At 66.9% G+C, this 12,569-nt stretch carries 10 protein-coding genes; 9 read left to right on the forward strand and 1 reads right to left on the reverse strand.

The genetic code is table 11. The features are described from left to right. Window positions 1-23 precede the first annotated feature (23 nt). The 9 genes from IEV38_RS04205 (at window position 24) to IEV38_RS04245 (ending at window position 11,814) form a co-directional block, all read left to right on the forward strand. On the forward strand, window positions 24-2,267 hold the full coding sequence (locus IEV38_RS04205) for a heavy metal translocating P-type ATPase (protein ID WP_188394929.1): 2,244 nt from the start codon (window positions 24-26) through the stop codon (window positions 2,265-2,267). 42 nt (window positions 2,268-2,309) lie between these two features. Next, on the forward strand, window positions 2,310-2,660 hold the full coding sequence (locus tag IEV38_RS04210; protein ID WP_188394930.1) for a DUF2946 family protein: 351 nt from the start codon (window positions 2,310-2,312) through the stop codon (window positions 2,658-2,660). 97 nt (window positions 2,661-2,757) lie between these two features. Continuing rightward, a complete protein-coding gene (locus tag IEV38_RS04215) occupies window positions 2,758-4,122 on the forward strand; it encodes a TolC family protein (RefSeq protein WP_188394931.1) in 1,365 nt (454 codons plus the stop codon). Further along, a complete protein-coding gene (locus IEV38_RS04220) occupies window positions 4,119-5,417 on the forward strand; it encodes an efflux RND transporter periplasmic adaptor subunit (RefSeq protein ID WP_188394932.1) in 1,299 nt (432 codons plus the stop codon). The genes IEV38_RS04215 and IEV38_RS04220 overlap by 4 nt, the downstream gene beginning before the upstream one ends. 12 nt (window positions 5,418-5,429) lie before the next feature. Further along, window positions 5,430-8,564, forward strand: coding sequence for an efflux RND transporter permease subunit (locus IEV38_RS04225; RefSeq protein WP_188394933.1), 3,135 nt, complete (start codon window positions 5,430-5,432; stop codon window positions 8,562-8,564). Between the two features lie 180 nt (window positions 8,565-8,744). After that, window positions 8,745-9,464, forward strand: coding sequence for a DUF4198 domain-containing protein (locus tag IEV38_RS04230; protein WP_188394934.1), 720 nt, complete (start codon window positions 8,745-8,747; stop codon window positions 9,462-9,464). Between the two features lie 21 nt (window positions 9,465-9,485). Continuing rightward, window positions 9,486-9,776 carry a DUF3649 domain-containing protein gene (locus tag IEV38_RS04235; protein WP_188394935.1) on the forward strand — a complete coding sequence of 97 codons (291 nt, stop codon included), beginning with the start codon at window positions 9,486-9,488 and terminating at the stop codon, window positions 9,774-9,776. Beyond that, a complete protein-coding gene (locus IEV38_RS04240) occupies window positions 9,773-11,464 on the forward strand; it encodes a PepSY-associated TM helix domain-containing protein (protein WP_188394936.1) in 1,692 nt (563 codons plus the stop codon). Before IEV38_RS04235 ends, IEV38_RS04240 begins: the two co-directional genes overlap by 4 nt. Then, window positions 11,461-11,814: a DUF3325 domain-containing protein gene (locus IEV38_RS04245; protein WP_188394937.1), complete on the forward strand. Its 354-nt coding sequence runs from the start codon at window positions 11,461-11,463 to the stop codon at window positions 11,812-11,814. Before IEV38_RS04240 ends, IEV38_RS04245 begins: the two co-directional genes overlap by 4 nt. 56 nt (window positions 11,815-11,870) lie before the next feature. Here the strand turns inward: IEV38_RS04245 and urtE are convergent, their stop codons facing one another. Further along, complete coding sequence (gene urtE / locus IEV38_RS04250; protein ID WP_188394938.1) at window positions 11,871-12,569, reverse strand: urea ABC transporter ATP-binding subunit UrtE; 699 nt, start codon at window positions 12,567-12,569, stop codon at window positions 11,871-11,873.

Raw genomic sequence — 12,569 nt, forward strand, 5'->3', positions numbered from 1 at the left:
TTGAATCCGCAAGGAGAGGGGCCATGAGCTGTTGCGACCACGATCATTCCTGCTGCGCCGGCAACGCTGCCGCTGCTACCGGTGCGTCTGCTGCCGCCGTGCAGCCGACGGTGCCCGGCGCCGCGCAGGCGGTGCTGCTGATCCGCAAGATGGATTGCCCGACCGAGGAAAAGCTGATCCGCGACCGCTTCCAGAAAATGGACGGCATCGTCGGCATGCAGTTCAACCTGATGGCGCGCGAACTGACCGTGCAGCACACGCTGCCGTCCATCGCCGGCATCGTGCAGGCGCTGAAGAAGATCGATCTGGAACCGCTGGTCAAGTTCGATTCGCTGGATGCGGAAGCCGACGCGCACGGCGACATCGGCGCCGACCTGCACATCGCACCGCACAAGCGCTGGCTGATGGCGGTCTCGGGCGTGGCCGCCATCGGCTCCGAGATTCTTGCGTGGGCCACCGGCAGCGACAGTTCGCCGCTGGTGATCGCGCTCGCATTGCTGGCGATTGCGACCGGCGGCCTCGATACGCTGAAGAAGGGCTGGATCGCGCTGCGCCACCTGTCGCTGAACATGAACTTCCTGATGTCGCTGGCGGTGATCGGCGCGATCGCGATCGGCCAGTGGCCGGAAGCGGCAGTCGTGATCTTCCTGTTCGCGCTGGCCGAGATGATCGAGGCCATGTCGCTCGACCGCGCGCGCAACGCGATCCAGAGCCTGATGGCGCTGACGCCCGACATGGCGACCGTGCGCGATGCCGACGGTGCATGGCAACCGCTGCCGGCGGCCGAGGTGCCGCAGGGCGCGATCGTGCGCATCCGTCCCGGCGAACGGCTGCCGCTGGACGGCGTCATCACGCAGGGCAGCAGCACCATCAACCAGGCGCCGGTCACCGGTGAGAGCATCCCGGTCGAACGCAGCGTCGGCGACCAGGTGTTCGCCGGCACCATCAACGAGCACGGCGGTTTCGAATACCGCGTGACGGCGGTGCAGGCCGAATCGACGCTCGCACGCATCATCCGCAGCGTGCAGCAGGTGCAGGGCGAGCGCGCGCCGACGCAGCGCTTCGTCGATGCCTTCGCGCGCTATTACATCCCGGTCGTGGTGCTGCTGGCGCTGCTGGTGGCGGTGCTGCCGCCGCTGCTGTTCGGTCAGCCGTTCCAGCCGTGGCTGTACAAGGCGCTGGTGCTTCTGGTGATCGCCTGTCCGTGCGCGCTCGTGATCTCGACGCCGGTCACCATCGTCAGCGGACTGGCTGCTGCCGCGCGGCACGGCATCCTGATCAAGGGCGGCGTCTATCTGGAGATGGGACGCAAGCTCAAGGCCATCGCGCTCGACAAGACCGGCACCATCACGCTCGGCAAGCCCAAAGTGGCCGAGGTGCTGGCGCTCGACGGCGAGCGAGACCAATTGCTGGCAATCGCCGCCAGCCTCGGCCATCTGTCAGACCATCCGGTGTCGGGCGCAGTGTTCGCGGCATGGCGTGCGGAGACGCAGAACGAGCAGGATGCGCTCCATGCCGTGACGGATTTTGCGGCGCTGCCGGGTCGCGGCGTGCGTGGCACGGTACAGGGCCGCAGCTGGCATCTCGGCAATCATCGCCTGATCCATGAGATGGGCATCTGCAGCGCCGAACTCGAAGCACTGCTCGACAGCCACGAGCGAAAAGGACGGACCGCCGTGGTGCTGGCCGACGACAGCGGCCCGCGGCTGGTGGCGACCGTGGCCGACAGCGTGCGTGAAGGCGGCCGCGAAGCGGTAGCACGGCTGCAGAAACTCGGTGTGCACGTGGTCATGCTGAGCGGCGACAACGCGCACACCGCGCAGGCGATTGCCGGAGAGGTCGGCATCGCGGATGCGCGCGGCGACCTGCTGCCGGACGACAAGCTGGCCGCGATCACCGAACTCGGCGCACGGCACGGCCGCATCGGCATGGTCGGCGACGGCATCAATGACGCGCCGGCGCTGGCCAAGGCCGACATCGGTTTCGCGATGGGCGCGGCCGGCACCGACACCGCGCTGGAAACCGCCGACGTCGCGCTGATGGACGACCGCCTCGGCAAGCTGGCAGACTTCATCGGCCTGAGCCGCGTCACGCATCGCGTGCTGGTGCAGAATATCGCGATCGCGCTCGGCATCAAGGCGGTGTTCCTCGCCATGGCGCTGGCCGGACAGGCCACGCTGTGGATGGCAGTGTTCGCCGACATGGGCGCTAGCCTGATCGTGGTGGCCAACGGCCTGCGGCTGCTGCGTGCGCCGCGCGTGCTATGATCCGCTCCGCCTGATTGCCCGCCATTGCGCATGAAAACCTGCATGAAGCGTATCCTGCTCATCCTCCTGATCGCGATCCTGCCGTACCAGTTCAGCTGGGCGGCGGCGGCCGTCTATTGCGAGCATGGCGGGGCGGCGTCGGCCAATCATTTCGGCCATCACGCGCACAAGGTCGATGCCGACTACCATGCCAAGCACGGCGATGCCGAGCTGGCCAAGGTGCACGGCGACTGCGGCTACTGCCATGCGGCCGCGTCGCAGGCATTCTTCACGGCGCCGGTGCTGCCGGCCGTGGTGCCGCCGCCGCGCGTCTATCTCGATGCGCCGCCCGCGCGCTTCACCTCTCACGTTCCCGAGGGCCCCAGACGGCCCGATCGTCTGCCCGCCGCCTGACGCGGCGGGACCGGCCAGCTTTTCCATCATCAACACCGGCATGCGCCGGTACTGATCGCCGTCCCGTCGAATTCCATCCGTTTTTCAGGAGAATTCGATGTACAGGGTATTGCTTTCGCTGGGCATGGCGTGCGCGCTGTTGCCCTTCATTCCGCGCCACGCGATGGCGCAGGCAGGCGAGCCGCCTGCGCCGCCTGCCTATGATCTCAACCATGTTCTTGAACCTGCGCCGACGCGTCCGTCCGCGCTGCCGCCGGTCGAGACCATCGGCCTGCAGCAGGCCCTCGATCTGGCGCTGGCTGCCAGTCCGGAACTGTCGGCCGCACGGCATGAATCGGACGCGGTCGCCGCGACGATCCGACAAGCTGGCCTGATCCCCAATCCCTCGGTCAGCATGGGCATCGAGGATACGCGGCGCGACACGCGCACCAGCACGCTCGAGATCAGCCAGCCGATCGAACTCGGCGGCAAGCGCGCCGCGCGCGTGACCGCCGCCACACGCGCGCACGAGGCGGCGCAGGCCGAACTGTTGGGCCGCCAGGCCGACGTGCGCGCCGCCGTCATCACCGCCTTCTTCACCGTCCTGCATGCGCAGGAACGCCTGGAGCTGGCCGAGGCCTCGCTCGACATCGCGCGCCGCGGCAGCGAGATCGCGGGCAAGCGCGTCAAGGCCGGCAAGGTGTCGCCGGTGGAAGAGACACGCGCGCGCATCGCCGAGGCCGGTGTGCGGCTGGAGGCCAACCAGGCAGCCGGCGAGCTCGCGGTGGCGCGCCGCAAGCTGGCCGCCACCTGGGGCCGCGGCCAGCCGCATTTCGCGCGGGCCGACGGCCGCATGACGGCGCTGCCGGAACTGCCCGCACTGGCGACGATGGAAGCGCAGCTGGACGCGTCGCCCGCAATGCAGCGTGCCCGCGCCGAGGTGCAGCGCTGGGAAGCCGTCAGCGATCTCGAAAAGCGCAAGCGCACGCCCGATCTCACCGTGAGCTTCGGCGTGCAGCGCGAGGCCGAGCTCGGGCGCAACCAGGGCCTGATCGGCGTATCGATTCCATTACCGCTGTTCGACCGCAACCAGGGCAACCTGCTGGAAGCCCTGCGCCGCACCGACAAGGCGCGCGACGAGCTGCAGGCCGCCAGCCTGCGGCTGGATGGCGACCTGGCGCAGGCGCATGAACGGCTGAACCAGGCGCGCATCCAGGCCGGCACGCTGGAGCGCGAGGTGCTGCCGGCCGCCCAGAGTGCCTACGATGCGGCGGCCAAAGGCTTCGAGTTCGGCAAGTTCGACTTCCTCGACGTGCTCGACGCACAGCGCACCTTGCTGCAGGCGCGCTCCCAGTATCTGCGCGCCCTGGCCGAGGCGCACACGGCCGCGGCCGAAATCGAGCGCCTGCTCGGCAGCGCCGCGCCATCCCCGATTCCCGCATCGCCGCATGGCGATGCCATCCCGCATAGCGCAGGACGATGAACATGAAAAACACACTGAACAAGAAACAGACGCTGGCCATTGCCATCATCCTCGTGGTCGGCCTGCTGCTGGGCGGGCTGATCCTGCTGAGCGATCGACAGTCCGCATCGGAAAACGGCCATGCGCATGAGCATGGCAAACAGGAGCATGCCGATGACGACCATGATCATGGCGAGCATGCGCACGACGATGACGATGACGGTCACGACCACGGTGACGAGAAAGAGGGCAAACCGGCTCCTGCGAAGGAAGAAGGTCACGCCGACGACAAGGTGGCGATGAGCGCTGCGCAGATAAGCGCCGCCGCCATCCGTATCCTGGCGGCCGACCATGCGCTGATCCGCACCGTTTCCACGCTGCCCGGCGAAATCCGCTTCAATGACGATCGCACCGCGCACATCGTGCCGCGCGTGGCCGGCGTCGTGCAGAGCGTGCCGGCCAACCTCGGGCAGCAGGTGAAGAAGGGCGAGGTGATGGCCGTGATGGCGAGCACCGCGGTGTCGGAACAGCGCAGCGAACTGCTGGCGGCGCAGAAGCGGCTGACTCTCGCGCGACTGACCTGGGAGCGCGAAAAGACGCTGTGGGAAGAAAAGATTTCGGCCGAGCAGGATTTCCTGCAGGCGCGCCAGGCGGTTCAGGAAGCCGAGATTGCGGTGCAGAACGCGCGCCAGAAACTGGCGGCCATCGGCGCCGCGACCGATGCGCGGGATGCGCTGAACCGCTATGAAATCCGTGCGCCATTCGACGGCATCGTGGTCGAGAAACACATCTCGCTGGGCGAGGCGCTGAAGGAGGACGCCGCCGTCTTCACGCTGTCCGATCTATCGACCGTGTGGGCCGAGATCGCGGTGCCGGCCGGCGACCTCGATCGCGTGCGCGTGGGCGAGAAGGTCACGGTCAAGGCCGATGCCTTTGATTCCTCCGCCAGCGGCACGGTGGCGCACGTGGGTTCGCTGCTCGGCGCGCAGACGCGTACCGCGACCGCGCGCGTGACGCTCGCCAATCCGAAGGGAAGCTGGCGTCCGGGTCTGTTCGTCACGGTCGAAGTGCTGACCGGCGAAGCCGAAGTGCCGGTCGCCGTCACGCGCGAGGCCGTGCATCGCATGGAAGGGCGCGACACGGTCTTCGTGCGCACCGCCGACGGTTTCGCCGCGCAGACGGTCAGGCTCGGGCGCAGCGACGGCCGCATGATCGAGATCGTCGAGGGCCTGCAGGCCGGCACCGAATACGCGGCCGACAACAGCTTCGTCGTGCGCTCCGAGCTCGGCAAGGCCGGCGCCGAACACGCGCACTGACGGGAGACGCACATGTTCGAACGACTCATACGCTTCGCCATCGAGCAGCGCTGGCTGGTCATGCTGCTGACTTTCGGCATGGCCGCCATCGGCATCTACAACTACCAGCGCCTGTCCATCGACGCGGTGCCGGACATCACCAACGTGCAGGTACAGGTCAACACCGCCGCGCCCGGCTATTCGCCGCTGGAAACCGAGCAGCGCATCACCTGGCCGCTGGAAACGGTGCTGGCCGGGCTGCCGGACCTCGAGCAGACGCGCTCGCTGTCGCGCTACGGACTGTCGCAGATCACGGTGATCTTCAAGGACGGCACCGATATCTATTTCGCGCGGCAGCTCGTCAACGAGCGCATCCAGGAAGCGCGGCAGAGCCTGCCGCCCGAGATCGTGCCGGCGATGGGACCGATCTCCACCGGTCTCGGCGAAATCTACATGTGGACGGTGGAAGCCGACAAGGACGCGCGCAAGCCCGACGGCACGCCCTATACGGCCATGGACCTGCGCGAGATCCAGGACTGGATCATCAAGCCGCAGCTGCGCAACGTGCCGGGCGTGGCCGAGGTCAACACGATCGGCGGCTTCGAGCGCGAATACCAGGTCGCGCCGCTGCCGGAACGGCTCGCCGCCTACGGGCTGACGCTGCAGGACGTGGTGCTGGCGCTCGAGCGCAACAATGCCAATGTCGGCGCCGGCTACATCGAGAAGAACGGCGAGCAACTGCTGATCCGCGCGCCGGGGCAGGTGGCGACGGTGGAAGACATCGGCAACATCATCCTCGGCAACAGCGGCGGCGTGCCGATCCGCATCCGCGAGGTTGCCGAGGTCGGCCTCGGGCGCGAGCTGCGCACCGGGGCGGCCACCGCCAACGGCGAGGAAACCGTGCTTGGCACCGTGTTCATGCTGATCGGGCAGAACAGCCGCGCGGTGTCGCAGGCGGTTGACGCCCGCATGCAGGACATCAACCGCACGCTGCCGGCCGGCGTGAAGGCGGTCACCGCGTACGATCGCACGCATCTGGTCGATAAGGCGATCGCCACGGTCAAGAAGAACCTGCTCGAAGGCGCGGTGCTGGTGATCGTGGTGCTGTTCCTGTTCCTCGGCAACGTGCGCGCGGCGCTGATCACGGCGCTGGTGATCCCGCTGTCCATGCTGTTCACCTTCAGCGGCATGGTCGGCTACAAGGTCAGTGCCAACCTGATGAGCCTGGGCGCGCTGGACTTCGGCATCATCGTTGACGGCGCGGTGGTGATCGTCGAGAACTGCGTGCGGCGTCTCGCCCATGCGCAGGCGCACGCGGGCCGTGTGCTGACGCGCAGCGAGCGTTTCAAGGAAGTGTTCGCGGCGGCGCGCGAGGCGCGGCGGCCATTGATCTACGGCCAGCTCATCATCATGGCCGTCTATCTGCCGATCTTCGCGCTGACCGGCGTCGAAGGGCGCATGTTCCATCCGATGGCGATCACGGTGGTGATGGCGCTGGCCGGCGCCATGATCCTGTCGATCACCTTCGTGCCGGCGGCGGTCGCGCTGTTCATCGGCGAGCGCGTGGCCGAAAAGGAAAACGTGCTGATGCGCAAGGCGCGCGGCTGGTATGCGCCGGCGCTCGACAGTGCCATGCGCAACAAGCCTGTGGTGCTGACGCTGGCGGGGACCATCGTGGTGCTGTCGGCCTTGCTTGCCACACGTATCGGCAGCGAGTTCGCGCCCAGCCTGAACGAGGGAGATGTCGCGATCCAGGTGCTGCGTGTGCCGGGCACCAGCCTCACGCAATCGGTCGCGATGCAGCAGCAACTGGAAAAGGCGCTGCTTGCCGAACATCCGGAGGTCGCCCGCGTGTTCGCGCGCGTCGGCACCGCCGAGGTTGCCTCCGACCCGATGCCGCCCAACATCAGCGACACGGTGGTCATGCTCAAGCCGATGGACCAGTGGCCCAAACCGCGCAAGACGCATGCGGAACTGGTCGCGGCGCTGCAGAAGACGGCCGATGCGATTCCCGGCAGCAACTACGAGTTCTCGCAGCCGATCCAGCTGCGCTTCAACGAACTGATTTCGGGCGTGCGCAGCGACGTCGCGGTCAAGCTGTTCGGCGACGACATGGACGTGCTGAACCGCAGCGCGGCCGAGATCGCCGCCGTGCTGGGCGGTGTGCGCGGCGCCACCGGCGTCAAGGTCGAGCAGACCACCGGCCTGCCGATGCTGACCGTGCAGATCGACCGCGAGAAGACCGCGCGCTACGGCCTGAACGTGGCCGAGGTGCAGGCCGCCATCGCCACCGCCACCGGCGGCACGCCGGCCGGCACCGTGTTCCACGGCGACCGCCGCTTCGACATCGTGGTGCGCCTGCCGGATCGCGTGCGCGAGGACATCGAGGCGATCCGCCGCCTGCCGCTGGCGCTGCCACGCGAGCAGGGCATGGGGATGGGAACAGTGCGCTTCATCCCGCTCGGCGAGGTCGCCAGCATGAACATCGCGCCCGGCCCCAATCAGGTCAGCCGCGAGAACGGCAAGCGCCGCATCGTGATCAGCGCCAATGTGCGCGGGCGCGACCTCGGTTCCTTCGTGACCGAGGCCGAGGAGCAGTTGCGCCAGCGCGTGCAGATTCCGGCCGGCTACTGGACCACGTGGGGCGGCCAGTTCGAGCAGCTGCAGTCGGCCAGCCAGCGCCTGCAGATCGTGGTGCCGGTGGCGCTGCTGATCGTCTTCACGCTGCTGTTCGCGATGTTCGGCAACGTGCGCGACGGCCTGCTGGTGTTCAGCGGGATTCCGTTCGCGTTGACGGGCGGCATCGTCGCGCTGTGGCTGCGCGGGATTCCGCTGTCGATCTCGGCCGCGGTCGGCTTCATTGCCTTGTCGGGCGTGGCGGTGCTGAACGGCCTTGTCATGATTTCCTTCATCCGCAACCTGCGCGAGGAGGGCATGGCGCTGGCCGAGGCGGTGCGCGAGGGCGCATTGACGCGGTTGCGGCCGGTGCTGATGACGGCGCTGGTGGCGTCGCTCGGCTTCCTGCCGATGGCGCTCGCCACCGGTACCGGCGCCGAGGTGCAGCGGCCACTGGCGACGGTGGTGATCGGCGGCATCCTGTCCTCGACCTTCCTGACGCTGCTGGTCTTGCCATTGTTATATCGCATGGTGTGCCGGCGCGAGGAATAGGGGAAAAATCGCGGAGAAATAGCGGGGAAATCGGCCTGTCCATGCGTTTTCGCGCGTTTTCATTTGCGGGCGGCGGCGATTCTCTTTAGAATGGCAACGATAATTGTTCTCATTAAAAACGAGGGCGGCGGGCATCGGCTCGCCGTCTTTCTTTCATCTCCTCCAGAAAAGGATGCTTCCATGAAACGACTCGCTCTGCTGCCCCTGGTTTCCGCACTGCTGTTCGCCGGTTCCGCCCAAGCCCACCAGGTCTGGCTCGAACAGAACGACAAGGGTGCCAACCTGTACTTCGGTGAATTCGGCGACAACCTGCGCGAAGCCTCGCCGGGCCTGCTCGACAAGTTCGTCAAGCCGACCGCCACGCTGGCAGGCGCCAAGGGCGAGCAGCAGCTGTCGCTGAACAAGACGTCCAACGCGTTTGCGCTGTCGGGCCGCGCCGGCAAGAACGAAACCATCTTCGCCGAGGAAGCTTCCTATCCGGTGATCGAGCGCAAGGACGGCGACAAGGTCGTCTCGCGCATGGTGTGGACGCCGGCTGCGCGCCTGGTGACTTCCAATGCCGCCGTCGAACCCAAGCTGACGCTGGACATCGTGCCGACCGGCAAGGAAGGCGAATTCAAGGTCACCTACAAGGGCGAGCCGCTGGCCAAGACCAAGGTCGGCATCATCGTGCAGTCAGGCTGGGGCAAGGAAGGCTGGACCGACGAGCAGGGCATCGTGAGCTTCGACCGTCCGTGGCAGGGCACCTACGTGCTGGAAGTCCACCACACCGACAAGACGCCGGGCGAGCGCAACGGCGAGAAGTATGACGTCGCCAGCTTCGTCACCACGCTGTCGCTGAACCAGCCAAGCGGCCTCAAGGCCGTGCCGGCAGGTCCGGCCGCCACGCCCAACAAGTAAGCAGCGAGCAGCCGGAACAAGATGAAAGCGAACGAAGGATTGCGCTACCGCCTCGGCGTGGCGTCGCGTGCGGTGGCCGCCATCATCGGCGGCTATGCGCTGGCGGCGGCCGCCACGGCGTTCATGGCGCTGACCCTGCCGATGGCGCGGGCGGATGCGGTACTGACCGCCACGCTGCTGTCGTTCACGGTCTATGTCTGCGCGGTGGTCTGGGTATTCGCGGCGCGTGATGCGCTGCGGGCCTGGCTCGGCATCGGCATTCCGGCGCTGCTGCTGGGAATGGGCGTCATGGCTTTGCGGAGTACGGCATGAAGGAAGGTTTCCGCCAGTCGATGGCGTGGCTGCACACGTGGTCGGGACTGCTGGTGTGCTGGATATTGCTGCTGGTGTTCTCGGCCGGTACGGCTGCCTATTACCGCGACGAGGTTTCGCTGTGGATGAAGCCCGAGCTGCACGAGGCGGCCATGACGCCGGTACCGGTTGAGGTCGCGATCGAGAAGGCAGTGCACGTGCTGGAACGCGATGCAGCCGGCGTGCCGCGCTGGTTCATCAGCGCGCCCAGCGAACGCAATCCTTCCGTGTCCGTCGGCTGGTTCACGCCGCCGCCTCCGGGCGAAAAAGGCCGCGGCAAGTTCGAAAGCCGCGAGCTCAATCCCGCCACCGGCGAGGAACTCGGCGAAGCGCGCGACACGCGCGGCGGCGATTTCCTCTATCGCCTGCATTTCGATCTGCACTACATGCCGGCGGTGTGGGCACGCTGGATCGTCGGCTTCTGCGCGATGTTCATGCTGGCTGCCATCATCAGCGGCGTCATCACGCACAAGCGCATCTTCAAGGATTTCTTCACCTTCCGTCCCAAGAAGGGGCAGCGCTCCTGGCTGGACGCGCACAACGCGGTGGCCGTGCTGGCACTGCCGTACCACCTGATGATCACCTATACCGGGCTGATCACGTTGATGTTCCTCTACATGCCGATCGGCGCGCAGGTTGCCTACAACGGTGATGAAAAGACCTTCTTCGCCGAAGTCTTCCCGAATGCCGAGAACAAGAAACCGGCTGGCGTCGCCGTGCCGCTGGCGCCGCTCGGGCCGATGATCGCGCAGGCGCAGAAGCACTGGGGCGGCGGCGAGGTTGACCGCATCACCGTCAACAACGCGGGCGATGCCAACGCGACCGTCAACATCTCGCGCCAGCTCGGGCCCAAGCTGTCCTACCTGCGGCAGGCCGTGCAGTTCGATGGCGCGAGCGGCGCCTTGATCGCCACCACCGGTGATACGCCGAGCGGCGCCGCCGAATCGCGCGGCGTGCTGATGGGCCTGCACATTGCCCACTTTGCCGACAGCTGGCTGCGCTTCCTGTTCTTCCTGTGCGGCCTGGCCGGCTGCGCGATGGTCGCAACCGGCGCCTTGCTGTGGGCGGTCAAGAAGCGCCAGGAATACGCGAAGGTGCTGGCCAAGGGCGGCCGTATCGGCTTCGGCCTGCGCTTGGTCGAGGCGCTCAACATCGGTGCCATTGCCGGCCTGCCGATCGCCTACGCGAGCTATTTCTGGGCCAACCGCCTGCTGCCGGTCGGCATCGACAAGCGGCCGGAAACCGAAATCGCCAGCTTCTTCATCGCCTGGGCCGTCGTCGCGCTGCTGGCGCAGATACGGCCCACGCGCGGCATGTGGCAGATCATGCTCGGCATCGGCGGCGCGATGTTCGTCGGCCTGCCGCTGCTGAACGTCTTCACCACCGATTCGCATCTGGGCATCACGCTGCTGCAGGGCAAAGGACCGTGGCCGGTGGTCGGTTTCGATCTGTTCGCGCTGGTGTTCGGCATCGCGCTGTTCTATGCGGTGCGCCATCTGCAGAAAAAGAAGAGTGCGATGAAGCCGGTCGCCAAGGCGCGCCCGCAGACGGCGGCACCGACCGCCAAGGCAGCGCCTGTCGCCGCTTCGGCCGGATCGAAACCGACGCCGGCCGATGGTGACGATCTGGTGCCGCGGGAGGCGACATGACGGCTTTCGGTTTCGTGACGGGCCTGGCTTTGGCCTACGGCGGCTGGACCGCGCTCAGCATCGGCATGGATCGCCATTACGCCGACATCCACGGCCGCGGCAAGGAGCCCGACCAGAAAACACGCAAGGTCTGTCGCCTGCTCGGCACCGTTGCGCTGCTGCTGACCTTTGCGGTCTGCGTGCGCCTGCAGGGCTGGACCGTCGGTTCCGTTTTGTGCCTGGGCACCATGACGGCCGGCGCCTTGCTGCTGGTGCTGTTGCTGACGTATGCGCCGCAGCGCGCGATCCGCACCGGGCAGCTGGCGGCGGTGGCGGCGGCGATCTTCGGGGTGATCTGGCTGGCCTGGTGAAAGGCTGATACACAAAAAAGCGGGCTGCGGCCCGCTTTTTTTTCGGCATCGAACGATCAGACGGCCAGGTGCCGCTTCACATCCTCGCCATCCATCTGCGCGTGCGTGCCCGATGTCACTACCTCGCCACGCGACAGGACGACGAAATCATCGGCCAGTTCGTGTGCGAAGTCGAAATACTGTTCGCATAGCAGGATGCCGATGTCGCCGCGCTCGCGCAGCAGGCGGATCACGCGGCCGATGTCCTTGATGATGGACGGCTGGATGCCCTCGGTCGGCTCGTCGAGGATGATCAGCTTCGGATCCGCCAGCAGGGCGCGCGCGATCGCGAGTTGCTGCTGCTGGCCGCCGGACAGGTCGCCGCCGCGCCGGTGCAGCATTTCCTTCAGGACCGGAAACAGTTCATAGACTTCGCCGCGTATGGCAGACGCCTTGCGGCCGGACTTGGTTGCCATCCCCATCAGCAGGTTTTCCTCGACCGTCAGGCGCGCGAAGATTTCACGGCCCTGCGGCACGTAGGCGATGCCGAGCGCGGCGCGCTGGTGCGGCTTGAGCTTCGTGATGTCGCGGCCCTCGAGCGTGACGTTGCCGCGCGCGACGGGCAGCACGCCCATCAGGCACTTGAGCAGCGTGGTCTTGCCGACGCCGTTGCGTCCGAGCAGCGCCAGGCAGCGGCCTTTTTCGAGCGTCAGCGAGACGCCGCGCAGCGTGTGCGCCGCGCCGTAGTACTGGTTGAGTTGATCGACTTGCAGCAT

The organism is Oxalicibacterium flavum (assembly GCF_014635065.1).
Lineage (GTDB): Bacteria > Pseudomonadota > Gammaproteobacteria > Burkholderiales > Burkholderiaceae_D > Oxalicibacterium > Oxalicibacterium flavum.